Raw genomic sequence first — 25,691 nt, 5'->3', positions numbered from 1 at the left:
ACGCCGGATGGCAGACCACCAGCTGCAGGCCCTGTCGGGCGCTTTTCAGACAATCGACATCGCCGACGAACAGGGCACACGGCGCCTTGCGAACGACATCGCGCTGGTGTTGAAGCCCGGCGATGTTATCTGCCTGTCCGGCGATCTAGGGGCCGGGAAGTCCACCTTCACCCGGGCCCTGATCCGCGCTTTCGCCGGTGAGCCCGAGCTGGAGGTGCCAAGCCCAACCTTCACACTCGTTCAGACTTATGAGTTCGACCGTTTCGACCTCTCCCACTTCGATCTCTACCGCCTTGAAGAGCCGGAAGAACTCGAAGAGCTAGGACTGGAGGATCTTCTGGAAACAGGCGCCGCGTTGATCGAGTGGCCCGAGAAGGCTGACGACCTGCTGCCCGGCAATGCCCTCTGGATCCAGATCACTCAGCCAACGGAAGACGAGAACCAGCGCCGGTTCAGCCTTTATTCGGACAATCCTCTCTGGCAGAACCGCATCGGACAATCGCTGGCAACGCGGTCCTTTCTGGACACGGCAGGCATGCCGGATGCCTTGCGTCGTTTTCTGGCTGGCGATGCATCCCTGCGCACGTTCGAGACAGTCACGTCGGGGGCTTCGACAGCCGTGCTGATGCGTTGGCCGTTCCAGGGGGATGCGGTGCCGGAAGCAGTCCGCGCTTACATGGCAAAGGTTCATCTGGCGCGGGATTGCCGGGCGATTGTCGCGGTGGGAACGGAACTGCGTTCGCGGGGATTTCACGCGCCAGACCTTCTTGCAAGCAATCTGGACCAGGGCCTGATCCTTTCGTCCGATCTAGGCCGCGAAACGATCGTGCAACAGGGCCGGCCGGTGCGTGAAAGATACCTGGCTGCAGTCGAGGTGCTGGCCGTCATGCACGGGCAGGCCTGGCCGCATTCGGTAAGTCTGGCAAACGGCGACAGCTATGACGTGCCGGAGTATTCGGCAGAGGCGCTGATTGCAGAGGCTGCCTTGTTTCTGGATTGGTATGTTCCAGGGACTGCCGGTCAGGCTGTGGATGTGGGAACCCGTCAGGAATTCGAACGGCTCTGGCGTGAGGCTCTGGAAGGCATAAGCGATGCCCAGACGGGCTGGGTGCTGCGCGATTTCCACTCGCCGAACCTGCTCTGGCAGGAGGGGGCGAAGGGAATCGACAGGATTGGCCTGATCGATTTCCAGGACACGGTATACGGGCCGGTCGCCTATGATGTTGCTTCCCTGCTGTTGGACGCACGCACGGACATGGATGAGGCTCTGGAAACGGACCTCTATCGTGCTTATGTCTCGGCGAGAAAATTGCAGTCCGCGGAGTTCGATGAAGTCGGCTTTTCGAAGGCCTATGCGGTCATGGCGGCGCAGCGGATCTCCAAGATCCTCGGCATCTTCGTCCGCCTTGCCGAGCGCGATGGTAAGCCGGCTTATTTGAGCCATTTGCCGCGCATGCTAGGCTATCTCGACCGGGCGCTTGACAGGCCGTTCCTGTCGGATTTGAAAGACTGGTACGCACGCTACCGGCACTGAACGCGCCGCGTTCAACCGGAAGCACATTTGAGACAGAAGATGACAGACAAGCGGTTTCGCCCTTCCAACGCCATGATTCTGGCCGCCGGCCTCGGCAAGCGCATGCGCCCGCTGACGGCCACGACGCCGAAGCCGCTGATCGAGGTCAACGGTCAGGCCCTGATCGACCATGGCATGGACCGGCTCGCGGCTGCGGGTGTGAAGTCCTGCGTGGTCAACGTTCATTATCTAGCCGATCTGGTGGAAGTTCATGTCCGCCGTCGCGCCGATATGGACATCCTGATTTCCGACGAACGTGACCAGCTTCTGGAAACGGGTGGTGGCATCAAGAAGGCCCTGCCGCTTCTGGGCGACGAACCGTTCTTCCAGCTGAATGCGGACACCTGCTACTGGATCGAAGGCGTCAAGCCGAACCTGGAGCACATGATCGAAGCCTGGGACGAGAACCGCATGGATGCGTTGCTTCTGGTTGCCGAAACGGTGAAAGCCGTGGGCTATTCCGGTCGGGGCGATTTCGACATGGCCAAGGACGGCGCCCTGACACGGCGCCTGGAAAAGGGCGTCACGCCTTTCGCCTATGCGGGAGCCACCATTCTGCATCCGCGCCTGTTCGAAAACGCTCCCGACGGGCCGTTCTCCATGAACACGCTATTTGACAAGGCGATTGAGGCAGGGCGGCTTTATGGCGTTCAGATGGAAGGTCTCTGGCTGCATATCGGTACTCCGGACGCGATCCGCGCTGCCGAATATGCCGTTCGCGAGAGTGCCGCCTGAGGATGGCTCGCAGTGCCCGCCTCTGGTCTGTCCCGCCGTCCGTTCCCTTTCTGAAAACGCTGGTCGACACCCTGGTCGACGGGACGTTGATTCCCGGCTTTCGCCCGCTGGATGATCCACTGCTGCTGCCGGCAGTCACGCTGTATTTGCCGACCCGCCGCGCAGCACGTCTGTTGCCGGAGCTGTTCCAGCAGCGGTTCGGTGGCCGACCGGTCCTGCTGCCTGCCATCCGCCCCGTGGGCGATGCGGATGAGGATGCCCAGAGCCTGACCGCCAATGCGGATCTGGAACCCTTGCCACCTGCCATGCCCTTGCTGGAACGTCATCTGGCGATGACGCGGCTGGTGAAAGCCTGGAAGGGCATGCTGCGCCGGGAAGCACTCAGCCTCAGGTCCGACGAACCCCTTGGCCTACCTGCCTCGACAGCCGATGCCGCGTGGCTGGCGGCAGACCTGCTGACCCTGATGGATGAGGTCGAGACGGAAGAGGCCGACTGGTCAGAACTGGCCGGGCTGGTGCCGGAGGATCATGCTCGCTACTGGCAGATCACGCTGGATTTCCTGCAGATCGTGCGGGAGGCCTGGCCTGCGCATCTTGCCGAACTGAAGATGATGGACCCGAAGGCTCGCCGGTCCGCCCTGATCCGGCGGGAGGCGGAACGTCTCGAACGGACGCCGCCGCACGGTCCGGTTATTGTCGCGGGCGTTACCGGCTCGGTTCCGGCCACGGCTGAACTTCTGAAGGTTGTTTCCCGGTTGGAAACGGGCGTCATCGTGCTGCCTGGACTGGACCAGTATCTGGACAACCGTTCCTGGGCAGTGCTTGGCCAGAGAAGCGGCAAGGCGTCGACGCGCAAGGGTGTGGCACCAACTGACACGGCAACCTTGCCGTCCCATCCGCAATATTCGCTGAAGCAGTTGCTCGACCGGTTGGGAGCTGCGCGGGAAGAGGTCGCAACGCTTGGGCCAGACCCGGACCGGGGCCTGCTGTTGCGTGAGGAACTTGTCTCCGAAGCGCTCCGTCCCGCTGACACCTCCGATGGCTGGACGGCTTATCTGGACCGCCGTCCAGAATCTGACAGGGCGGAGGCTCTGGACGGCGTCTCGATCATGACCGCCCGCAACGAGGCGGATGAAGCCTTGAGCGTGGCGATAGCCCTGCGCGAAGCCATCGAGCGGCAGGAAAGCGCGGCGCTGATTTCGCCGGACCGTATGCTGACGCGCCGGGTCGCGGCCGAGCTTGCCCGCTGGAACATCCAGGTAGATGACAGTGCCGGCCGTCCTCTCGATCAGACAGCACCGGCGATCCTGGCGATCCTGGCGGCGAAACTCGCGCTTGGCGACTGCGATCCTATCGACCTTCTGGCGCTGCTGAAACATCCGCTGACACGGCTCGGCCTGCCGGTGAAGGACATCCGGTCCGCCGCCCGTGCGCTGGAGCGTGGTGTGGTTCGTGGGCCTCGCGCCCGGCCGGGCACCGCAGGATTGCGTCTGGCTGTCGAGGCAAGCCGGGAAGAGGCGGGCAAGGCTCACACGCCGCGCTGGAAGAAGATCCACGACGAAGACTGGGACGTGATCGCGAACCTCGTCGAGCGGCTGGCGGCAGCGCTGAGGCCGCTGGAAGAGCTCGCCGGTGAAGGCGGAACGATCCTTTTGACCGATATCGCGCGGTGCCATATCGAGGTGATCGAGGCGATCTCGATTGATCACGAAGGCTCGGTGTCAGAACTTTATGCCGGTGAGGCGGGTGAGGCCTTGGCCCAGTTCCTGACCGGTCTTCTGGAAGCGAGTTCCAGCGGACTGGAAATTCCGGCCGGAGAATGGCCGTCCGTCTTGCCCGCGCTGATGTCCGGACAAGCCGTGCGCCGCAGGCTGCCGGGTGACCAGCGGGTGCAGATTCTCGGCCCCATGGAAGCACGGCTTCAGGCCTTCGATTTCGCGATCCTCGGCGGTCTCAACGAAGGTGTCTGGCCGCAACGCACCCGGAACGATCCCTGGCTGAACCGGCCGATGAAACGGGACATGGGGCTGGAGCCACCGGAGCGGCGGCTAGGGGCCGCCGCGCATGACTTCGCACAAGGGATGGGCGCAAGGCGTGTGCTTCTGTCCCGGGCTGCCCGGTCTGACGGAGCTCCCACGGTCGCGTCCCGCTGGCTGCAGCGTCTGACGACGCTCGCCGGGCCGGACCTGACGAAAAAGCTGGAAGCGCAAGGCGCGGTCTATTCCGGCCTCGCAGCCCAGCTCGACCGGCCGGAAGGCGCGGTCCGGCCTGCATCCCGTCCGCATCCCCGCCCGCCTTTGGCGGCACGCCCGAAATCACTCTCGATCACGGAAATCGAGCGCCTGATCCGAGACCCCTATGCGATTTTCGCCCGTCATGTACTTGAGCTGCAGCCGGTCGATCCGATCGGCGGCGAACCCGGTGCGGCGGACAAGGGCAATCTCGTTCACGATGCTCTTGCAGACTTCCTGCTGACCTGGACCGGTCCATTCGACGACAGCGCCGTCAAGGCCCTGACGGAGATCGGTGAGGAACTTTTCGAACCGCTTGACGCCTTTCCGGCGATCCGGGCCCTCTGGTGGCCGCGCTTCCAGAAAGTCGCAGCCGGCTTCGTTGCCTATGAGGCGAGACGGTCACAGCACGTCAGCCAACGGTTCCTGGAAATCGGCGGTGGCGTGGAGATGAAGCTGCCGGGGTTCGATTTCCGTCTGCGCGGCCGGGCTGACCGGATCGACCTTCTGACAAGCGGCGGCCTTTCGGTGGTGGATTACAAGACAGGCCAGGTGCCCTCGCAAAAGCAGGTCGACGCATTGCTGTCGCCGCAATTGCCGCTGGAAGCGGCGATGATCCGGCGCTTCGGGTTCAAGGACGTGCCGGCGGATGCTCCGATCTCCGAGCTCTTGTATCTACAGCTCAAGGGGGGCAGCGAGCCGGTGATCGAGGCCCCGCGCAATCCCAAGGACACGTCGCTGGAAGATCTGGTGGAAGATGCCTGGAAACGGCTGGAACAGTTGATCGCCCATTATGTCAGGGAAGACACCGGCTACCTCTCCCGCGCCCGCGTGATGCGCGAACGGCAGATGGGCGGTGATTACGATCATCTTGCCAGAACGCAGGAATGGGCACTTGGATCGGAGGAGCCGTCGTGAGCTTTCAGATCCCCGAAGTGACCAGACAGCGGCAGGATCTTGCCTCCCGCCCGCGCGCCTCGGCGTGGGTGAGCGCAAACGCCGGATCGGGAAAGACCTTCGTGCTGTCCCGCCGTGTGGTGCGGCTGTTGCTCGATGGCACCGATCCCTCCCGCATTCTGGCACTGACCTTCACCAAGGCGGCGGCTGCCGAAATGGCGACCCGCGTTTTCAAGATCCTTGGCGAATGGGTCACCAAGGACGACGAGGCACTCGCAGGCGAACTGCAGGACATTGAGGGCCGAAAGCCCGATGCCGCTCGCCTGGCAATGGCACGCCGCCTGTTTGCTCGCGCACTGGAAACGCCGGGCGGGCTTAAAATTCAGACCATTCACGGTTTCTGCGAATCCCTTCTGCACCAGTTTCCGCTGGAGGCGAATGTCGCCGGCCATTTTGCCGTGCTCGACGACCGGGTGGCGGCGGAACTCATGGCAGCTTCGCGCGCAACGGTGCTGCATGTTGCGGAAACCGAACCGGACAGCACCTTCGGCAGGGCGCTGGCGTCTGTCATCGATCTGATGAGCGACGGTGGTGCACAGAAAGCGCTGGACGAACTGATTCAGAGCCGCGATGCCTTCCGCCGCTGGACGGTCGATGCCGGCGATCTGGAAACCGCGCTTGCCGAACTGGCCGACCTTCTGGAAACGGATCCCGCCCTGAGGCTGGCGGATTTCGATGCGCAATTCCGAACCGCTTGCCCGCTCGATCTGAACACCTGCCTTGCCTATGCCGAGGCTCTGCGCACCGGAACCAAGACCGACCAGACCCGTGCGGACGATCTCATTGCTGCCGCCAAACTCACCGGCATTTCCGCCTTCCGGGAGGCCTGGCAGTCGATTTTTCTGACGGCCAAGCTCGAGCCGCGCAAGTCGCTCGCGACCAAGAAGGTGGCAGAAGCGTTCCCTCAGATGCTTGAAGCACTCGAGGCCGAACAACAGCGCTTGCTGGCGCTGCTGGACCAGCGCCGCAAGGTGGCGACCTATGAGGGAACATCCTCGCTGCTGCGGCTCGCAGATGCGGTGATCGGTCATTACGAACGCGCCAAGACGGCCCGCGGCTATCTCGATTTCGAGGATCTCGTGGTCAAGACGGCAACGCTGTTGCAGAAGTCCGACGCAGCGCTCTGGGTGCAATACAAGCTTGACCAGGGGCTCGACCATATCCTGGTAGATGAAGCCCAGGACACCAGCCCGCGCCAGTGGGAAGTGGTGACCTCGCTCGCCTCGGAATTCTTCGCCGGGTCCGGAGCGCGAGACCGGGTGCGCACTCTGTTTGCAGTGGGCGACGAAAAACAGTCGATCTACTCGTTTCAGGGCGCGGTCCCTGCCTATTTCGATGCGATGCGCCGGTCCTTCTCCGGCAAGGCCGAGGCGGCGGATCTCGAGTTTCATTCCGTCAATCTGCAACTCTCCTTCCGGTCCACACCGGATGTGCTCGGCGCGGTCGACAAGGTGTTTCACGATGAGAGCGCTCACAGGGGCCTGTCGCAGGATGTGAAACCACCGGTACATGAAGCCATCCGGCGCGATCCGGGGATCGTTGATCTGTGGCCGCTGGAAGCCGAAGCCGAGATCGAGGAGCCGGACGACTGGCGCCAGCCCATCGATCATGTCGGCTCCGGCAGTCCGATGCTGAAGGTGGCCAGGCGCATTGCGTCCGAGATCGCGCAGTGGATGCGCGATGGCACGGCAGATCCGGGCGATGTGATGATCCTCGTCCGCAAGCGCGGACCTTTTGTCGAGGCGCTCAACCGGGAACTGAAGGAGCTGGACATTCCGGCCGCCGGCAGTGACCGCCTTGTTCTGACGGACCATATTGCGGTTCAGGACCTTGCCGCCCTCGGCCGGTTCCTGCTGCTGCCGGAAGACGACCTGTCGCTTGCCTGCGTGTTGAAGAGCCCCCTGTTCGACCTGACGGACGACGATCTGCTGGAGATCGCCCGGGAAACGCCGGAGAAAGTCCGGCCCGGAACGCTGTGGCAGATGCTGGTGAAACGGTCCGACACGTCGGACAAATGGAAGGCTGTGCGCGCAAGGCTGGAAGACTGGCGCGCACGTGCCGACTTCGTGCCGCCTTGCGAATTCTATGCCCGTCTTCTGGGGGGCGATGGCGGCCGGAAGGCATTCCGCGCCCGGCTCGGAGTCGAAGTCGACGACGTTCTGGACGAGTTTCTGGCGCTTACCATCGCCTATGAGCAATCCGGCACGCCGGGCCTGGAAGGCTTTCTTGCCTGGATGGCCGCGGCACCGACCGAGATCAAACGCGAGCTGACCAACACCAAGGGCATGGTCCGCATCATGACCGTGCATGGTTCCAAGGGGCTGGAAGCGCGGATCGTTGTCCTGGTCGATCCGGGCGCGGCTCCCGTCAGCGCGATCCACGACCCGGCCTTCCTGCCGCGCAAGCGCCTGGAAAACGATCTCCTGCCACCGGCGCTGGTCTGGCTGCCGCCCAAGGCAGACCGCACGCCATGGCACGATGCGGCGGTGGAAGCCCTGCGGGATGCGCAGGAAGAGGAATACCGGCGCCTATTGTATGTGGCTCTCACCCGGGCCGAGGACCGGCTGATCGTCTGCGGCTGGGAACCGAAACGCGGTGCCCACGAGAATTGCTGGTACTCCATGGTTGCGCGAGCGTTGAAGCCCGAGGCGCGTGAAATGACCGGTCAGGATGGAGCTGTCTCGGCCTGGCGCTGGCAGAAGGATGGCACCACGGCCGAGCCGGAGGCAGGTCGCGCCGCGCATATGTCTGAAGCACCGCGCAGCGAGGAACCACCGCTGCCGGACTGGCTCAGCGCTCCGGTCCGCCCGCTAGCCAAGAAAAAGCGCCTTCAGCCCTCAAGGGCGTTCGAGGCCATGGAGGAAAAGGAAGGCATCGAACCGGTGCCCGCGGTCTCGCGCCTCCAGGCGGGTCGGGACCTGGCGTCCTGGCCCTTGGAACGCGGGCGACTGATTCACCGGCTGCTGGAGTTGTTGCCGGATCTTTCCGTGGATGAGCGCATGGTGGCATCCGAGGCCTATCTCAACCAGGCACTCAAACCGGAATTCGCAGATCGTAGACCTCACCTTCTGAGGGAGGTGGCCGCGATTCTCGAAATGCCGGAATTCGAGACACTGTTTTGCGGTCATGCCCGTGCCGAAGTTCCTCTGGTCGGGACGATTCGGGCAAGCGACGGCACGGAAGTCGAGATTTCCGGACAGATCGACCGGCTGGTGGTTGAGGATAACCGGGTGGTGATTGTGGATTACAAGACCAATTTCCATCCACCGGCGTCGGTTGCCGAAATCCCGCTGGAGTACCGCGCACAGCTTTGTGTTTACAGGGAAATGCTGAAGCAGATTTATCCGGACAAGGAGATTTCCGCGCAGCTTCTGTGGACCGCGGTGCCGAACCTGATGGAAATCCCCGAAAAGGTGCTGGAAGAAACCTTCGCCGGACTGCGTCCAGACGGCACATCGGCTTGACGGCAGGCCCTCGGCTTCCTACGTTCTTGCCAACTGACGCGCTTACATCGGGTAGGCGCGATCCTGAGACCTACGAGATCTAGTTATGGCTACCACACAAGTTACCGACTCTTCGTTCGAAGCCGAAGTCCTGAAATCCGACGGCCCGGTCGTGGTCGACTTCTGGGCCGAATGGTGCGGTCCGTGTAAGATGATCGCTCCGGCTCTTGAAGAAATCTCCGAGGAGATGAACGGCCAGGTGAAGATCACCAAGCTCAACATTGACGAGAACCAGGACATGGCCATGAAATATGGCGTCCGGTCCATCCCGATGCTGATCCTGTTCAAGGACGGCGAACCGATGGCAACCCAGATCGGTGCCGCGCCGAAGGGCAAGCTCTCTGACTGGATCAAGAGCGCACTTTAATTCCGAAAATAGTCTGCGGCTGCCCGGCTGCGGTTCATACGAGCGCATCCGGCGGGTAAGCGAAAGCCTATCCGCCGATGCTCTTTGAAAAAAACTCAACCGGTCGTATAAGCACCCGCAAACAGTCTGAGCAAACGGATCATTCATGAGCGACGAAAACAAAACCCCGGAAGAGCAGCCGGCAGAAGCAGCGCCGGAAACTGCAGCAGCGGAACAGCCGGAAGCTGTCGAGGAGGCCGGTGTCGATCCGATCGAAGTTCTGAAAGCGGAAAACGCAGATCTGAAGGATCGTGCGCTTCGTGTCATGGCGGAAATGGAAAACCTGCGCCGCCGTACGGAAAAGGAAGTCAAGGACGCCCGCCAATACGCGGTGTCCGGCTTCGCCCGCGACATGCTGACGGTATCCGACAATCTGCGCCGCGCGCTTGAAGCATTGCCGGAAGACGACCGCAAGAATGCCGATGCAGGTGTTGCTTCTCTGATCGAGGGCGTTGAGATGATCGAACGTGATCTCCTCAACCAGCTTGAAAAGAACGGCGTCAAGAAGCTGGACCCGGAAGGCCAGAAATTCGATCCGAACTTCCACCAGGCGATGTTCGAAGTGCCGAACACCGAAGTGCCGAACAACACGGTTGTGCAGGTGATGCAGGCCGGCTACGTCATCGGCGACCGCGTGCTGCGTCCGGCCATGGTCGGCGTTTCCAAGGGTGGTCCGAAGGATGTAGCCGCGTCGGCTGAAGCCGGGCAGACCGTCGACAAGAACGCCTGAGGCCAACCGGCCTTATTGCTTTGAAGGGGGCTGCGTCCGCACCATGCGGAGCAGCCCTTTTCTTTTGGCGTTACGGATCAAACGCTTTTCAAAACCGCTCCGGTCAAAATTCTCCCGTGTCTTCAGCGCGATATGTTGGCCTTCAGAGGCTAGGCCGGTCTCCAGTGGGACACGCCATGGGATGACAAAGATCCAGACCTCGGGTAATGCCTTCGAGTAGACGATGGGGCCTGGGGGACGGAATGCTGCTTCAAATGCTGGATTATCTCGGAGTGGCGGTGTTTGCCGTTACCGGGGGCATCGTCGCTTCGCGCAAGCAGCTGGATATCGTTGCCCTGCTGTTTTTTGCGACACTGACGGGAATCGGTGGTGGGACCCTGCGTGATCTTCTGCTGGGCGTGCCTGTCTTCTGGGTGGAGAACGAGTGGTACCTGCTGGTGTGTTTCGTCGTCAGCGCACTGGTCTGGTATTTCGCCGAGTGGATCGAAAAACTCAGCAAACCCTTGCGCTGGGCGGATGCTGTCGGCATCGCCGCCTATTCCGTCATGGGCGCCGCCAAGGCTCTGACCGTGGGGGACACGATCCTGGTCGCCATCCTGATGGGCGTTTCCACGGCCACATTCGGAGGCATCCTGCGGGATACGATCGCCCGGGAACCCTCTTCCGTCGTGAAACCGGAAATCTATGTTGGTGCCGCCTTTGCCGGGGCTGGAGGATTTGTGGTGCTGGTGCAACTCGGCACGCCGCAATTGCTTGCCGCGGTCATTGCGGCCTGTTGTGCCCTGGTCCTGCGGGGAGGTGCGATCCTGCGTGGCTGGACGCTGCCCGGACATCGCGCGGGAACAGCGCCCGGTCAGGAGTAAGCCGTTCAGCTTTATGCCCGGCCCGTCGGGTGCCGCACCTCAAAAACGACAAAAGCCGGTCCACATGGAACCGGCTTCACAATTGTCACATGCGGATTGGGCAGGATCGATCGACCGCGCCAAAGCCGGACAGACGACCGCTCGTCTCAATTGGGGCGAACGGGTCAGGGTGCCTTCAAGGCACTAGTATACAAGCCCCGAGCAGGCTGACACATAGTACATCAGCCCAAGTGCGATTGCCGGAAGGCTTGCCGAATAGGCAAGCGTCGTCAGCATGATAAGCTCCTTCGAAATACAAATGAGAAAGCGAACCCATGGCGGCCAAGCCGTCATACGGGCGTCCCTATTCGGGCGCACGCTTTCATGGATTCCCTCTGCTGCACCGATATATGGTGCATCGAGGCACGAGTACCAGTGGTCAGGTTCTCAAAAAAACGTGTGCGGCGAGGGCGTAGTCGGCGAGCCCTGTGCGCAGGGCGGGCAGGAACAGCGTGCGCTGACCGTAGTAGCGCCGCCCGGCCTTTTTGCCCTGGGTGAGCTCCTGCAGGTCAGCTGCCCATTCCAGGTCCGGCCTTGGCGGTTCGGATAGATCGGTGGTGAACAGCCGCGCTTCCTGCAGCAATTCCGTCGGCAACTGGGCTTCCGGATCGAGCACGTCGATATGACAGCCTGCCGGAGGATCCAGATAGGTCAGGGCATGATAGGTGCCGGTTTGGTTCTCAGGTCCGGCGATGCAGATCATGTCCGCGCCTTCCTGCGCGGCGTAGATTTCGTTGGTGGTGCCGACGTTGACGCCTTTTAGCGCGGGCAGGGCGGCAATCCGTTTCTGGATCTCCGGCGAGACCCCCGCCAGCAGGATCGACGTCAGGTTCCGCACGGCCGCATAGCCGCAAACCAGCCGGGGCAACCGCGGGTCGTCGCCAATAACGAGAAGCCGGGACGTGTCTTCCCGGCACAGATAGCTTGCACCCAGTGCATGCAGGCCGGCTGTCCGCCAGACAGTCAGGCGCATGCCGTCCAGGAGAGCAATCGGCTGTCCGCCGGTGCCGGAATACAGGAGATAGAGGCTTGAAGACAGGCCGGGCTGTTCCGGAAGATCCAGCGACAGAGAGCAGCCGATATAGCCGCGCTTGATGTCGCCCTGCGCGGTGAAATCGGTCCAGGCCGGCTGCATGGTGAGCGCGCCTTGCTGCTGGTTCAGCCGGCCGATGGGAAGAGGCTTCGCCTGAGGGGCAATGGTGCTGGACCGATAGGCCCGGCGCAGCGTTTCAAGAACGGCCCTGTCTTCCAGGCAGGCATCGATCTCGTCACTGGAGATAATACGCATGGTACCGTCGGCCGGTCAGGCAGCGTTGCGATTGCCCGGTCCTGTCAGCCCCTTGAGACCGGACGCCGGCTGGGCTGCTGTGTTCATGTCCCGCAGTTGATCGGCTTCCTTGTGCCATTTCGCGGCTTCGCGGCGCTTGACGCGCGCTTCCTTGCGCCAGCGACCCTGCTTGGCCCACGCACCAAGTCCGCCGACGATAATACCGACGCCCAGGCTTGCGAAAATGATCCAGAACAGTGGAATGTCCGGAATGGTCAGGCGCGGGTCCTGCGGGTCAAGGGGGTTGAGTGACAGGGACACCGTGTGGCGGTTTGCCACCGACAACGGGATCAGGACCACCGCGATTGCGAACAAGATCACGTTCTTGAGGAAACGGGTCACTGGGTTCTCCCGGTTTTGGCCAGATCAGAAGTCGATTTTAAATGGCGTACCGTGGCGAGCGCAATCAGTCGTCGCCGTGGTCCACACCATCGTTCAACCGTATACGCATTTCCTTGCCGGTTTTGAAGAAGGGCACGAATTTTTCGTCCACTTCCACTTTCTGGCCGGTACGCGGATTTCGGCCGACGCGGGCAGGGCGGTTCTTGACGGAAAACGCGCCGAAGCCGCGCAGTTCCACGCGGTCGCCACGCATGAGCGCTTCGGTGACCTCATCCAAGATGGCGTTGACGATGTTCTCAACGTCCCGCTGATAGAGATGCGGATTTTGTTCGGCGATATGCTGAACGAGCTCAGATTTGATCATGAAGTGCCCCCTCGCTTACGGATTATTGTCTGCCGCGTCAGAAGCCTGCCAAACGGATACGAGCCCGTCAAGCGTAAGGCCTCGTGGAATCAGCCCCTTAGCATCACTAATCGGCCCCAGAAGGCTCGATCCGATGCCTTTCCCGAATTCTCGCGAGACCCGGGAGGAAAACGGCAGCTCCTCCAGGTTTTCGTTTGCGCTCCAGGTGACGACCGGAAGATCCTTCGCAACGCCCTTTTCGTTCACCAGCCAGTCGATTGCGACATCTTCGCCGCCAATGGCATCGATCAGCTGTTCCGTATGGGCATCGTGGCCCGTCAGAATGCGGCCATCGGCCAATTCCTTGGCCCTGGGCAGGTCCATGGACCGCCGCTCGGCGACCAGGGCAACGAACCAGTCGTAGGAATTGTTGACGAGCTTCTGCAGCATGGCGCGCGCCTCTGGGCTCGTCTTCGAATAGAAGTCAGGCTCTGCCTTCAGCGGGGCACTCTTGACCGCGTCCATTTCCACGCCGACTGTTTCCATCAGTTTGCTGATATTGCCGAACTGGAACAGCACGCCGATGGAACCGGTGATTGAATTGTATCTCGCGACGATGTGATCGGACGCAAGCGCGATCATGTAGCCCGCGGAAGTGCCGATGGTGCGAATTTCGGCAACAACCGGCTTCTTTTCGGAGAGCTTGCGCAGTGCTTCATAGAGAGCTTCGCCGCCGGTTGTGCTACCGCCCGGGGAATTGATGGAGATCACCACGCCCTTGACCGCGTCGGACTTGCCGATCTTTTCGATCATCTGCAGTGTCTTGCGGCTTTCGAGGATGACGCCTTCGATCGGAATTCGCGCGATATGCGCTGTCCGCTTGGACAATTCCGATGCTCCGGAGACATAAAGCAGCCCCCCGACCAGTGCCGCGGCGATGACGACAAATGTCGCGATCCGCCAGAAGGTCACTTTGCGTCTGAGGCGCCGTCTGTCCACCAGCGCGTCAACATCTACCGACATGAATACGATGTCCCCGACAAGAGCTTATGAAAACCAATAACATACATAGGGTGACCGTTGTAGGAAATGCAATCAGCTTCTATCAGTTTCACATCAGATTGCGGCGGTTTCTGGCAAGCCGGCGCAGTTTCGCGAGTTCTTGAAGCTCAATCGCCCAGAGGTTGAGGTCCGGTCCGGCCATGAAATGCGGTCAGGGAGGAGCGGATCCGGCGCAGGTTTTCGCTGGTGCTGGCAGAGCGGACCTGGGCGACCGTCATGGCGATGGCGTCCACAATCACCAGATGCGCATATCGCGAGGCGGTGGGTTTGTAGATGTCCGGATCCTCGGGAAGGTCGACCAGAATGGGGATCTTGGAAATCAGCGCGAGGCGGGAGCCCTTCGGTGCAATCGCGATGGTGGTTGCTCCGTAACCGCCGGCGATTTCAGCCGCGCTGACCAGTTCGTCCGCTTCCCCGCTGGCGGACACGCACAAAAGCACGTCGTCGGGGCCGAGCGTCGCCGCCCGCATCTGCAGAAGGTAACTATCATGCAGGGCAACAGACGGGATACCGAGACGGAAGAACCTGCTGGCGGCTTCGCCCGCCACCATCGTCGAGCCGCCGCCGATCCCTGCAGTCAGAAGCTGTCGGCATTCTGCGATCTTCTCGACAGCCCGTTCGATCACGGCCGGGTCGACCTGCTGGCGCATGACGTTCGCGGTTGCGTAGAGAGCACCCAGAACGCGGTCGATGGCCGTTTCGCTGGCAACCTGCTCCGTGGTCGGCGGTGCGGAAATATATTGCAGGCTGACCGCCAGGTTCTGTGCCAGGCGCAGCTTGAATTCCCGGAACCCGTCGCACCCGAGCGTGCGGCAGAAGCGGACCACCGTCGGCGTGCTGACGCCGCAGGCCCTCGCAAGTTCGGCGATCGTCATGTCCGATATGGCGGACAGGTGATTTTGCACATAGTCCGCAACCTTTTGTTCCCGCGCCGGAAACTGGCCGGCGTGGTCACGGAGTGCGGAAATGAGATCGATAGCCGCATGGCCGTTGGAATTGTCGCCGGTCGCGGTTCTGATTTTTGCCTGCACGCATGACTCCCTCGTTGCGGGATTTGTAATTAGGTTACACAAAATCGTCAATCAACGCCTGATCATAGTCTCATTTGATCTCAAAATGTAATTTAAAAACAAAATAAGCTTGACGAAACGCAATTTCTGCTCTGAAAATGTAATTAAGGTACATTTCTGCGGAGGGGTTATGCGCGAGTGGGCTGCCAGAACCAGCGCCAGGCTGAATACGGGCGTCGAGGCTGTAATAGCCATTTTGATGGCACTGCTTGTGCTTGATGTCTGGCTAGGCGTGGTGGATCGCTACTTCTTCCATTGGCAGTTGCCCTGGCCGGAGATCCTTGCCCGCTACCTGATGATCTGGGCTGCCATGCTGGCTGTGTCCTCCGGCATCGCCAGACGCGACCATATCGGCCTGACCGCCGCCATCATGCGCGTACCCTTGCATTTGCGCCGCGTCGTTCTGGTGGCAATCGATCTCTGCGTTCTGGCTCTGTTTCTCTATGTGCTGTGGTACGGGCTCGGTTTTGCCGAGAGCGGCGCCAAGCGGCAGGCGATGATCTTCGGCATCAGCTTGCAGCCGTTCTATTCGGCAATTCCGGCCGCCGCGGCGCTGGCCTCTATCCAGACGGTGCTGGCGATGATCCGCGACAGCGGCACCCATCTCGACAATCCTCCCTTCTCAGAGGCCACAGCATGATCGTTGCAGCTGTCTTCATCGGGTTCATCCTGCTCGGCATGCCCATCGGCTTTGCCATCGGCGCGGCAGGTGTGATCGGCCTCATCCATATGGGCGGTGACCAGTTCCTGGCCATCGGACCGAGCCGGATTTTCAACGGACTGAACATCTTTCCCTTCCTGGCGATGCCGTTCTTCATTCTTGCCGGTGAAATCATGAACCAGACCGGCATCACCGACAGGCTGGTGAAGCTGGCACAGGTGCTGGTCGGTCATTTTCGCGGTGGCCTCGCCCACACCAACATGCTGGCGTCGGTGTTCTTCGCCGGCTTGACCGGGTCGGCCACAGCTGATGCGGCAGCCTTCGGCCGCACGCTGGTGCCTGCCATGGTCAAGGAAGGCTACAAGCGTGATTACGCCTGTGCGGTCACGGCGGCCGGTTCGATCATCGGCCCCACCATTCCGCCGTCCGGACTCATGGTCGTCTATGGATCGCTCATGGGGGTGTCCATTGGCGGGCTTTTTGCCGCGGGCATCCTGCCGGGCCTCGTCATCTGCGGCGTCTGTATGGCGGTCATTGCACTCGGTGCGGCCCGCAACGGTCTGCCCAAGGCGGAACGCAGGGCAAACCTGAAGGAAATCGGGCAGGTCTTCGTTTCCTCCATCACCGCCCTGCTGATGCCGGTGATCATCCTGGGAGGGATCCTCGGCGGTGTCGTCACACCTACGGAAGCGGCCTCCATCGCGGTGGCCTATGCGCTCTTCATCGGCGCGTTCGTCTACCGCACGCTGACGTTGCCCGCGCTTTACCAGATGCTCGTGCGCACGGCGCGTATTACCGGCGTGATCTTCGTCATCATCGCCTTTGCCGGCATCCTCGGCTGGTGGATGAGCTTTGAGAAAATCCCGCAGATGTTAGCCGAAACAATCCTGGGTCTCGCCGACAACCGGTACGCAGTGATTGCCATCATCATCGGCCTTTTGCTGATCGTCGGCATGGTCATGGATATCACCGCCATCCTGATCATCCTGGCGCCGGTTCTTGTTCCGCTTACCGCCCAGGTCGGTCTGGAGCCGATCCACGCGGGGATCATCTTCGTTCTGGCACTCAACATCTCGCTGATGACGCCGCCTGTCGGCGCGTGCCTGTTCGTTCTCTCATCGGTCACCGGTGAGAAACTGGAACGGATTGCCATCAAGCTGGGGCCATTCCTGGTCGCCGAAGTGGCTGTCCTGTTCCTGTTCGCCTTCTGGGAAAGCGCGGCGATGATGCTGCCGCGCGCTCTCGGGTTTGCCCAATAACAAAAAAACAACCTGACAGAGGAATGGAGAATATCATGAAGAAATTCGCAAAGGGATTGGCGGTCGGGCTGACCGCGGCACTCATGACCGGCAGTGCGCTGGCGGACGGTAAGGTGCTGAAGTTCGGTCACGACAACAAGACCGATCCGTTTGAAAACCCGGCTCACGCCTGCACCGCGGTGTTCTCCAACATCGTCAATGCAGATACCAACGGAGCTGTCGAAGTGGAGGTTTTCGGGTCCAACCAGCTCGGCTCCGCCGCAGAACATGTCCAGCACGTGCGCGACGGCATCATCCAGGCGACGCTGACCTCAACCGGCGCACTGGCCAGCTATTATCCGCGCATCGACGTGTTGAACCTGCCGTTCGCGTTTGCCGACAACGCCGCCACCTACGCGGTTTTCGACGGTGACTTCGGCAAGGCACTGGCAGCCGATATCGAGGAAACCCTCGGCGATGTCGTGGTGCTCGGCTTCCCGGACACGGGCGGGTTCTTTGCGGTCACCAATTCCAAGCACCCGATCGCGTCGCTTGAGGATTTTGACGGCATTCGCATCCGCACCATGACCCTGCCGTCTCACCAGACCATCATTCAGGCACTCGGTGCGCAGGCCTATCCGCTGTCCTGGGGCGAGGTCTATTCCGGCCTCCAGACCGGCGTAATCGACGGTCAGATGAACCCGGTGCCGATCATTTCCTTCGCGAACTTCTCAGAAGTTCAGAAATACATGACGCTGACCAACCACCTGTTCTCGCCCTATACCTTCATGGTCAACCGGGACTTCTTCGAAGGACTGACCGAAGAGCAGCAGAAGACGCTGCGCTATGCGGCGGAAAGCTGCGTCACTGCCAGCCGTGGTCTGTCGCGCATCATCGAGGCTTCCGACAGAGGCCTGGCCGGTCTGATGGACAAGATGGAGGTGACTGCTCTCACCGCCGATCAGCGCGCGTCCATGGCGGCAGCGGCCCAGCCGGCATTCGAAACCCACGTTGCTGAAAATCTGGATCCGAAAGCCAACGAACTGCTTGGTCTCTTCAAGGCCGAGGTCCAGAAAGCAAACGACAGCGTCTTTATGGACTGAGGCAGGTTCTGAAATGTCCGCGTGCCGGTCTTCAGCGCCGGCTCGCGTAAAAAAGAAGCCCCGCGGGTAACCGCGGGGCTTCTGTCTGTTTCAGTGTACAGGCGTTATCGCAGAGCCGACAAGTGACCTGTGCCTGCACGTTCAACGCCTCAGTTGATGGCGGTGAGCTGGATCTCGAACGTCAGTGCCTGACCGGCCAGCGGGTGGTTGGCGTCCAGAATGACTTCGTTTTCGGAAATTTCTACCACCGTCACGGTCATCATCTGGCCGTTCTCGGTCTGCGCCTGAAGCTGCAGGCCGACTTCCAGCGGAATGTTGGCCGGAATGTTGGTCCGCGGAACGGCCTGGCGTGCGCCGGGATTGTGAGGTCCGTAGGCATTGTCCGGTTCGATGCGGACCGTCTTCTCGTCGCCAACCTTCATGCCCGGAATGGCCTGGTCGAGACCCGGGATGATCTGGCCCGATCCCACGGTGAATTCCAGCGGGTCGCGGCCCTCGGAGCTGTCGAAGACGGAGCCGTCGTCCAGAGTTCCCTTGTAATGAAGACGAACCGTGTCGCCGCTTTTGGCTTCGGTCATGGTGCGTATCGCAATTCTGTCTGTTGGGTGAGTTTTGAGGCCGCGTATCGTTGGCGGGTGCTCGTCGTGAAACCAAGCCTAAAGGACGGGCCGCAAAAGTAAAGTCTGCGGCTGCGTCAGGTTCTGGATAGTCTCGCGGACAAATCGTGCCGGAAATGGTGTAACCACAGCACCGGCCGCTTCAGACGATGGGTCCGGTGCCGTGGTTCTACTTCGTCAGGTGATGCAGTTGCGCTTATTTCTTGCCGAAATTGGCGCCGAGCCGCATCTGGATGTAGTCATGTGCGGTCATCGGCTCATACTTGCCTTCCGGGCCCGCAAGAACGGTGTCCATGTTAGCCTGGGCGAAATAGGCCATCGAATAGCGGGGACCGAGATACTCTTCCGGTTTCGGCATGCGCACCCGGTGCAGGTTGGACAACAGCTTGTCGTCCGACCAGCGCATCAGCATGTCGCCGATGTTGCAGGTGATCACCCCCTCCAGCGGCGGCACGTCTGTCCAGGCAATTGCCCGGCCCTGGCTGTCCTTGCCGGGGCAAAGCTGCAGGCCACCCTGACCCGCCTTCTGGTGCAGCAGCGTCAGACAGTCGAAATCTGTGTGGGCGCCAGCCCGCCAGAACTTGAAGTCTTCGGGCTTGGCATCTTCCATGCCCAGATAGTGGATCAGCCGCAGCGTCGACTGGTATTCCGGCGTCAACGGGTCGTGGCCTTCCGTGAAGAAGTCCGGTGGAAACGTCAGCTTGTCGGCAAAGCAGGACAGAACCTTCATCGCCAGCGCCCAGTTGTGCCGCTCGAACGCCAGCATGGTCGCCTTGAAGCCGGACAGCTCTTCGCCGCTTGGCCAGAGGCCGGTCATGCGCGGCAGGGTGATCTGGTAGCTTTCCTTCTGATCCGCGGTGCCGGTGGACGGGCGGACCTGCGCCTTGAATTCCCAGCCTGCATTGGTTCCGGGCCGAAGGGGATATTTTTCCTTGGTCTCGGGCGGCAGGTCGAAAAAGCCGGCGGACAGCCGGAAAGCTTCGTCGATCAGCTCCTGCGGAATGCCGTGGTTGCTGAGCTGGAAGAAGCCGATATCCGTGGCGGCCGCCCAAAGGTCTTCTGTGATTTCCGCCTTGCGGGAAAAGAAGTCCGACATGTCGACCTGGGGGATTGCACGGTCGACCGTCTCGCCGACGCCGCCGAAGCCTTTTTCCTTTTCCAGTTCGACAAGGTCGTAGGATGCAGAGGTGCTCATATTTCCGTTCTCCTTGAGAAAGAGGTCCGGGAGCAATGACCCGTGCCCGACGGCACTGACAGCTTCTACTCCACATAAGAATGCGCCTGCCGAACGCAGGCGATTTGCCCTCAGGCCAGGGCGGCGCGGGCCCGATAAGGCGCCTTCATTTCCTTTCTGCGTTCCATGAGTTGCCGGGTGACACGCCTTGCGTCAGCGCCAAGCCCGGCCAGATCCAGTCCGGGTATGGTGCCGTCCCGGACGATCTGCCGTCCGCCAACGAAGCTGTGGCGCAAGGTTGCAGCGCCTGTCAGCACCGGTGCCAGGGCCGGGTCGTGGAGCCCCAGATTACGGGGTGCCGAAATGTCGAAAATGGCAATGTCGGCGATCATTCCGGGGTGCAGCACGCCTGTTTCCTCAAAGCCGAGCACCTTGGCGCCGCCTTCGGCTGCCCAGTTGAGCAGGGTTTCGGCGCGAACCGATTGCACGCCTTTTGCTGCCCGGTGCAGTGCGAAAGCACTGTAGAGAGCAGCGCCCATGTCGGCGGCCTCGTTCGCGCCCGCGCCGTCAACGGCCAGGGAGACATGGCCGCCTGCATGGTGAAGGGCGTCAGCCGGGGCAATTCCCGACCCGAGCCTGGCATTTGCCTGCGGGCAATGCGCCATGCCGGTGCCGGTTTCCGCAAGCACGCGCACCTCGTCCCGATCGCATTCCACCAGATGCGCGAACCAGACGTCCGGTCCGAGCCACTCCTGCTCCGCAAGCCAATGAACCGGACGCTTGCCGTATTTCGCCAGGGTGAAGTCGACGTAGGTCCGGTTTTCCGAGAGATGCGAATGCAGGCGCAGGCCCTTGCTGCGGGCAAAGCGGGCGATATCCGGAAGGTCTCCGGCCTCGAGATTGAATGTCGGTGTGGTCGGTGCGACGGCAACCCGCCTGCTTGAGGTGGGAGACGGGTCATGCCAGCGGCACGCCGTCTGCTCGATGCTTGCCAGAAAGCTCTCCAGCGACTCGCTGGGGGAGGGCGGCAGGCTTGGGTCGGGAAAGGACCGGCCCTTCGTGCCGCCACCGCGGGCCAACACGAAGCGGATGCCGAGGGCCTCGGCTTCCTCGAAAAGCACACTCGCCGGATCGTAGTCATAGTGATCCGAAAAGACATAGTGATGATCGCAGACCGTCGTCGTTCCCGTCAAAAGCAGTTCCGCCAGGCCAATCCTGGCCGACACCCGCAGCGTTTCCTCGTCGATCAGTGGCCAGTAGCTGTAGGGAACGTTCATGAGCCAGTCGTCAAGCGGCGCATTCATGCCTTCCGGCACGGCCTTCAGGACCGACTGGAACAAGTGGTGATGGGTGTTCACCAGACCAGGCGTGACCACGCATCCACTCGCGTCGACAATCCGTTCGCCTTCCTGAGGCTGAAGGTACCCGACTTCCGTGATCCGGCCGTCTTGAATCCGGATTGCACCGCTGAGGCGGTCTCCGTCCCGGTTACCGGTGAGGCCATAGTCTATGTTGGCAATCAGGAAGTTGGTCATTTCTGTCCTTTCGGCAGCGACCAGGGGAAGAAGACCCGCTGCGTGAGGCTGACAAGCTGGAACAGCACGAGGGACATGATCACGAGGATGACCAGCCCGGCCCAGGCCTGGGGCAGTTTGAACATCGACGTGGAGAACTGGATGAAGTAGCCGATGCCTTTTTCGGCGGCGACGAATTCAGACACGACGGCGCCGATGACCGACAGGGTGATCGAAATCTTCATGCCCGAGAAGATGTAGGGCGTTGCGAAAGGCAGGCGGATCTGTGTGATTTCCCGGAAGGACGGCGCGCGCAGCGATCTGGACAGTTCGATCAGCTCCGGCGGCGTCGCGGCCAGACCCGTCGTCATGGAAACGACCAGCGGAAAGAACGAGATCATGAAGGTGATCACGACGCGTGGCGCATCGCCCGTACCCAGCACCACGATGATAATCGGCGCGACAGCAACGACCGGGACGGACTGGATCACCACCAGCAAGGGATAGAACGCTCCGGAAAGCAGTCGCGATTTTGCAAGGCCGACGGCAATCGGAAGCGATATGACGAATGAGACCGCATATCCGGTGAGGGCAACCCGAAGCGTTGCCCAGATATGCTCCATCCATCGCCCGGCTGTAACGCTTTCAAACCCGCCCAGTATGCGGGAGGGGGCCGGCAGCACGAAGGACGGAACGGCAAAGAGCCGGGTTCCCGCTTCCCAGACGATCAGGATCAGGACAAAGGTGATCAGGGGCAGGACAACCGGCAGACGAAGCAGTTTTTCGGAAAGCGGCAAATGCCGGTCCTGAGGCGTCGGTGGTGGGGGCGTCTTGGCCGCTGCATTGCCTTGCGTTTCGGTGACGGTCATCAGGCGGCTTCCTTCCTGATCAGGAGCGAGCGGAGTTCGGCGGAGAAGTCCTGCATCTCGGGTGTCCTGAGTGCGCTTTCGTCTCTCGGGCGGGCGGTCGGCACCTGCAGGTCCGCGATGATCCGTCCGGGACGCTCGCTCAGCACCAGGATCCTGTCGGCGAGCAGCGCGGCTTCCGGAATCGAGTGCGTGATGAAGAGAACGGTCTTGGGGCTTGCCTGCCACAGCCGCAGCAGTTCGAAACCCATGGCGTCGCGGGTCAGCGCATCGAGCGCTGAAAACGGCTCGTCCATAAGGAGAATGTCCGGGTTGAGAAACAGCGCCCGGGCAATGCCGACCCGCTGCTGCATGCCACCGGAGAGTTCCGACGGCAGCCGTTTTTCAAACCCTTTCAGTCCGACTGTCTCGATGATGGCTTGGGCTTGTGCGCGGTCCTCTGCCGTCACCCGGCCGTATTTGTGGCGGACCGGAAAGACGACATTGTCCTCGATGTTGGCCCAGGGCAGCAGCGTCGGCTTCTGGAAGACGATGCCGACATCATCCCTTGGGTCTGTCACCTGTTTGCCGAAGACGCTCACCGAACCTTTCGAAGGTTTCATCAACCCGGCAGTCAGCCTCAGCAAAGTCGATTTTCCGCATCCGGATGGACCGAGCACCGCAACAAACTCGTGCTGAGCGATGGTGACGGTGACCCCGTCCAGGGCGGTGACGGATCCCGAGCCGGTCAGAAAAGTCTGACCGACAGAGGAAAAGCTGATCGCGTTGTTGGTGAGCGCCACTTGCAGGTTACTCCGCTGCCGGCAGGAACGAGCGGTTGACGGCGTCTTCCGGTTTTAGGGATGCCGGGTCCAGATCCTGCGCTGCGGCAACGCGCGTCCATGTCGCCGCCAGCCGGTCGGCATCGATGGTGCCGAGTGGAAACTTCTCCGTGACCTCGTTGAAGGCGAGCTTGGACGCATCCAGCCAGGATCCCTTGACGTCTTCCGCCGAAAGCTCCGGCACCTGTGCGGACACGGCCGCTGCCGCCTTGTCCGGATTGGCGTAGGCAAATTCGAGAGACTTCTTGAATGCTGCCACGAAGCGCTTGGCGACGTCCGGGCGCTCCTCAAGGAATGTGTCGTTGGCAACAAGCGATGCGGAGTAAAGCTCAAGGCCTGCATCGGCCCACGGAAACACGACCAGTTCCTTGCCGGCATCCGCAGCCTGTCCGGAATAGCGCGAGACGTCGGTCAGCCAGGCGATGATCGCGTCCGACTGGCCGGTCATCAACAAGGGCCCCAGTGCTCCGGGATCGGATTTGGTCAGGGTGATATCCTCCTCCGACAGTCCGTTGTCGGCCAGAACAAGCGGCAGGAACACGTTGGAGGAAGTGAAGGGCGAGGTCGCAATCTTCTTGCCCTTTACATCCTTGATCGAGGTGATGCCGCTGTCCTTGGTCGTATAGAAGGCGTGCGGCCCCATGTTGAAGATGCTCATGACCGCGGTCACCGGCACACCTTCGGTCGCCTTGGCTGCCATCAGGGCACCCATGCCGGCGGATCCGATGTCCGATGCGCCTGTGGCGATCTTGGTGATGGCTTCGGACGAGCCGCGCCCCGGTTCGATCTTGATTTCAAGCCCGGCTTCTTCACAGAAGCCTTCCTGAATGCAGACGTAGATCGGAGCCTTGTCACCGCCGGGCAACCAGTCGAGCTGATAGGTCACGAGTTCGGCCGCAGCCGCCGGAAACGACCCAACGATTGCCGCCATGGCAACAACCAACGACTTACCGTCAAACATGCGCATCGGCACACCCTTTCGCTGTACTCTCTCTGGAAGGTTTACGAGTGGCGGGAGCGTTTTGTTGTCTTTGGCCGGCATTGTCATCTCCTGGTCTTGGATGCCGGCGCATTGTGCCGGTGCATCGTCGATCATCTGAAAGATGAGCAATGTCGGAGCCACTGGGCTCCACCGCTTCTACTCGATCTCTACGGGAAACCGGTGCGCGATTTTTGTCAAGAAAGCGCCAAGATGAAACCGTGAGAATTGCGGCAACAAGATCAATATTTCAGCAGATGCCTTTTATATTGTCAGTCTTTTGATTGATTGCTGTTCAATGTGACTGGCGTGTTGCAAGGTATTGCAGGGCGAAGAGGAACGTGCTCCCTTCAGCATGAAGAATTTCAAGGAGCCATGCGTGACCGTTACTCAGAAAGACAAAGATATTGCGCTGTTGCGCAGGGCATTTGAAGTCGCGCGCCAGGCACGCGAAACGGGCGATCATCCCTTCGGGTGCCTGCTGGCAGGGCCTGACGGTGAGGTTCTGATGGAGCAGGGCAACGGCTTTTCCGCCGAAGGGCAGGACATGACGGCCCATGCCGAACGGCTTCTGGCAACTCGGGCAAGCAAGCGCTGGCGGCCGGACTTTCTCGCTGGTTGCACCATGTACACGTCGGCGGAGCCGTGTGCCATGTGCTCGGGTGCTGTCTACTGGGCGGGCATCGGCAGGGTTGTCTTTGGCCAGACGGAAAAGTCTCTCAAGGAACAGACCGGCGACCACGAGGAAAACCCGACGCTTGATCTGCCTTGCAGGACGGTTTTTGCCGCAGGGCAGCGTCAGGTGGAGGTTGTCGGCCCGCTTCTGGAAGAGGAGGCTGCGAGCTTGCAGGCGGATTTCTGGGCGGAGAAATAAGGCCTAACGTTCTCTGGCCTGTTGCTGGCTCGTCAGAGGAGGGTTACAGGCCGCTCAAGTCTTTTCAGCGGCTTTTGACGCGGTGCGCAGAGGTGCACGGCTGAGGCCATTGACTGCTTCTGTTGCCTTGTGCAGCAGCCGCATGAAGTCTTCGGCCTCCTGCCGGTCAAGCCCGCTCAGCATCACTTCCTGTGCCTTGTCCACTGCGGGACCGAGCCTGGCCAGCGCCTCGGTGCCCGTATCGGTCATGTGCAGAACCTTTGCTCTCCTGTCCTTTTCGCTCACGGCGCGTGACAGGAACCCTTTTTGAATCAACCGGTCGACCACACCGGCAATCGTGGTCCGGTCATAGGCAATCAGCCCCGCCAGCGTAATCTGGTCGATGCCCGGATTTTCAGACACCCGCACCAGCGCCGCAAATTGCACCGGCGTCATGTCGAACCCGACAGCTTCCACCTCCGCGTGAAAGACCGCCACTGCGATCTGCTGCAGGCGGCGGATCAGGTGTCCTGGCATCTGTTCAAGGTCGTGCATTGCAGTCTCCAGGTGGTCGAGCAAAAAAGGAAGTATGCTGATTATATTTGACAGCATACTGATTATCAGTATGCTTTCTAATTAATCGGTTGTCGATGTTTGTTTGGGCATCGCGGCGGGATTGTCAAA

23 protein-coding genes are annotated in these 25,691 nt (G+C 61.1%); 11 read left to right on the top strand and 12 right to left on the bottom strand.

Annotated elements, in window-relative coordinates; translation table 11 throughout:
• Window positions 1-7 precede the first annotated feature (7 nt).
• From tsaE to ACYQ54_RS17185, 7 genes are all read left to right on the top strand, one after another.
• Window positions 8-1,534 (top strand): tRNA (adenosine(37)-N6)-threonylcarbamoyltransferase complex ATPase subunit type 1 TsaE, encoded by a 1,527-nt coding sequence (gene tsaE, locus ACYQ54_RS17215; protein WP_460084448.1) that lies wholly within the window; start codon window positions 8-10, stop codon window positions 1,532-1,534.
• A 39-nt stretch (window positions 1,535-1,573) separates the two neighbouring features.
• Window positions 1,574-2,308: a nucleotidyltransferase family protein gene (locus ACYQ54_RS17210; protein ID WP_460084446.1), complete on the top strand. Its 735-nt coding sequence runs from the start codon at window positions 1,574-1,576 to the stop codon at window positions 2,306-2,308.
• 2 nt (window positions 2,309-2,310) lie between these two features.
• The gene (gene addB, locus ACYQ54_RS17205) at window positions 2,311-5,457 is read left to right on the top strand and encodes a double-strand break repair protein AddB (protein WP_460084443.1); all 3,147 of its coding nucleotides are present in this window, start codon (window positions 2,311-2,313) and stop codon (window positions 5,455-5,457) included.
• A complete protein-coding gene (gene addA, locus ACYQ54_RS17200; protein ID WP_460084440.1) occupies window positions 5,427-8,960 on the top strand; it encodes a double-strand break repair helicase AddA in 3,534 nt (1,177 codons plus the stop codon). The genes addB and addA overlap by 31 nt, the downstream gene beginning before the upstream one ends.
• 85 nt (window positions 8,961-9,045) lie before the next feature.
• Window positions 9,046-9,366 carry a thioredoxin gene (gene trxA / locus ACYQ54_RS17195; RefSeq protein WP_022998971.1) on the top strand — a complete coding sequence of 107 codons (321 nt, stop codon included), beginning with the start codon at window positions 9,046-9,048 and terminating at the stop codon, window positions 9,364-9,366.
• Window positions 9,367-9,511: 145 nt separating this feature from the next.
• Window positions 9,512-10,135 (top strand): nucleotide exchange factor GrpE, encoded by a 624-nt coding sequence (grpE, locus tag ACYQ54_RS17190; RefSeq protein ID WP_460084437.1) that lies wholly within the window; start codon window positions 9,512-9,514, stop codon window positions 10,133-10,135.
• Between the two features lie 242 nt (window positions 10,136-10,377).
• Window positions 10,378-10,998 carry a trimeric intracellular cation channel family protein gene (locus ACYQ54_RS17185; protein ID WP_460084434.1) on the top strand — a complete coding sequence of 207 codons (621 nt, stop codon included), beginning with the start codon at window positions 10,378-10,380 and terminating at the stop codon, window positions 10,996-10,998.
• Window positions 10,999-11,416: 418 nt separating this feature from the next.
• Here ACYQ54_RS17185 and ACYQ54_RS17180 read toward each other — a convergent pair whose 3' ends face one another.
• The 5 genes from ACYQ54_RS17180 to ACYQ54_RS17160 form a co-directional block, all read right to left on the bottom strand.
• Window positions 11,417-12,325, bottom strand: a complete 909-nt coding sequence (locus tag ACYQ54_RS17180) for an ornithine cyclodeaminase (protein ID WP_460084431.1) — start codon at window positions 12,323-12,325, stop codon at window positions 11,417-11,419.
• Between the two features lie 15 nt (window positions 12,326-12,340).
• Window positions 12,341-12,706, bottom strand: coding sequence for a lipopolysaccharide assembly protein LapA domain-containing protein (locus ACYQ54_RS17175; protein ID WP_460084428.1), 366 nt, complete (start codon window positions 12,704-12,706; stop codon window positions 12,341-12,343).
• A gap of 64 nt (window positions 12,707-12,770) precedes the next feature.
• Window positions 12,771-13,070 (bottom strand): integration host factor subunit beta, encoded by a 300-nt coding sequence (ihfB, locus tag ACYQ54_RS17170; RefSeq protein WP_006940254.1) that lies wholly within the window; start codon window positions 13,068-13,070, stop codon window positions 12,771-12,773.
• Between the two features lie 15 nt (window positions 13,071-13,085).
• On the bottom strand, window positions 13,086-14,072 hold the full coding sequence (sppA, locus tag ACYQ54_RS17165) for a signal peptide peptidase SppA (RefSeq protein WP_460084426.1): 987 nt from the start codon (window positions 14,070-14,072) through the stop codon (window positions 13,086-13,088).
• Between the two features lie 146 nt (window positions 14,073-14,218).
• Window positions 14,219-15,142, bottom strand: a complete 924-nt coding sequence (locus tag ACYQ54_RS17160) for a MurR/RpiR family transcriptional regulator (protein ID WP_460084424.1) — start codon at window positions 15,140-15,142, stop codon at window positions 14,219-14,221.
• 169 nt (window positions 15,143-15,311) lie between these two features.
• Between ACYQ54_RS17160 and ACYQ54_RS17155 the strand changes: the two genes are divergently transcribed.
• From ACYQ54_RS17155 to ACYQ54_RS17145, 3 genes are read left to right on the top strand one after another with little or no spacing between them, the layout of a single operon-like run.
• Complete coding sequence (locus ACYQ54_RS17155; RefSeq protein WP_460084422.1) at window positions 15,312-15,821, top strand: TRAP transporter small permease; 510 nt, start codon at window positions 15,312-15,314, stop codon at window positions 15,819-15,821.
• Entirely contained in the window at window positions 15,818-17,101 is a 1,284-nt protein-coding gene (locus tag ACYQ54_RS17150; RefSeq protein ID WP_460084419.1) for a TRAP transporter large permease, read from the top strand. The genes ACYQ54_RS17155 and ACYQ54_RS17150 overlap by 4 nt, the downstream gene beginning before the upstream one ends.
• A gap of 35 nt (window positions 17,102-17,136) precedes the next feature.
• A complete protein-coding gene (locus ACYQ54_RS17145) occupies window positions 17,137-18,183 on the top strand; it encodes a TRAP transporter substrate-binding protein (RefSeq protein ID WP_460084417.1) in 1,047 nt (348 codons plus the stop codon).
• A gap of 149 nt (window positions 18,184-18,332) precedes the next feature.
• Here the strand turns inward: ACYQ54_RS17145 and ACYQ54_RS17140 are convergent, their stop codons facing one another.
• From ACYQ54_RS17140 to ACYQ54_RS17115, 6 genes are all read right to left on the bottom strand, one after another.
• Window positions 18,333-18,761: an FKBP-type peptidyl-prolyl cis-trans isomerase gene (locus ACYQ54_RS17140; RefSeq protein ID WP_460084414.1), complete on the bottom strand. Its 429-nt coding sequence runs from the start codon at window positions 18,759-18,761 to the stop codon at window positions 18,333-18,335.
• 235 nt (window positions 18,762-18,996) lie between these two features.
• A complete protein-coding gene (locus tag ACYQ54_RS17135; protein WP_460084411.1) occupies window positions 18,997-19,995 on the bottom strand; it encodes an isopenicillin N synthase family dioxygenase in 999 nt (332 codons plus the stop codon).
• A gap of 110 nt (window positions 19,996-20,105) precedes the next feature.
• The gene (locus ACYQ54_RS17130) at window positions 20,106-21,509 is read right to left on the bottom strand and encodes an amidohydrolase family protein (RefSeq protein ID WP_460084409.1); all 1,404 of its coding nucleotides are present in this window, start codon (window positions 21,507-21,509) and stop codon (window positions 20,106-20,108) included.
• Window positions 21,506-22,357, bottom strand: a complete 852-nt coding sequence (locus ACYQ54_RS17125; RefSeq protein ID WP_460084406.1) for an ABC transporter permease — start codon at window positions 22,355-22,357, stop codon at window positions 21,506-21,508. The genes ACYQ54_RS17130 and ACYQ54_RS17125 overlap by 4 nt, the downstream gene beginning before the upstream one ends.
• Window positions 22,357-23,136 (bottom strand): ABC transporter ATP-binding protein, encoded by a 780-nt coding sequence (locus ACYQ54_RS17120; protein ID WP_460084403.1) that lies wholly within the window; start codon window positions 23,134-23,136, stop codon window positions 22,357-22,359. Before ACYQ54_RS17120 ends, ACYQ54_RS17125 begins: the two co-directional genes overlap by 1 nt.
• Before the next feature lie 7 nt (window positions 23,137-23,143).
• Window positions 23,144-24,136 (bottom strand): ABC transporter substrate-binding protein, encoded by a 993-nt coding sequence (locus ACYQ54_RS17115; protein ID WP_460084859.1) that lies wholly within the window; start codon window positions 24,134-24,136, stop codon window positions 23,144-23,146.
• A 373-nt stretch (window positions 24,137-24,509) separates the two neighbouring features.
• On the opposite strand from ACYQ54_RS17115, the gene ACYQ54_RS17110 reads away from it, so the two are divergent.
• The gene (locus ACYQ54_RS17110; RefSeq protein WP_460084400.1) at window positions 24,510-25,028 is read left to right on the top strand and encodes a nucleoside deaminase; all 519 of its coding nucleotides are present in this window, start codon (window positions 24,510-24,512) and stop codon (window positions 25,026-25,028) included.
• A gap of 54 nt (window positions 25,029-25,082) precedes the next feature.
• Here the strand turns inward: ACYQ54_RS17110 and ACYQ54_RS17105 are convergent, their stop codons facing one another.
• Window positions 25,083-25,562 (bottom strand): MarR family winged helix-turn-helix transcriptional regulator, encoded by a 480-nt coding sequence (locus tag ACYQ54_RS17105; protein ID WP_460084397.1) that lies wholly within the window; start codon window positions 25,560-25,562, stop codon window positions 25,083-25,085.
• Between the last annotated feature and the right edge of the window lie 129 nt (window positions 25,563-25,691).

It is taken from the genome of Roseibium sp. LAB1, from assembly GCF_054658235.1.
Note: the sequence above shows the minus strand (reverse complement) of the source record. Positions and strands in the feature narration are given on the sequence as shown.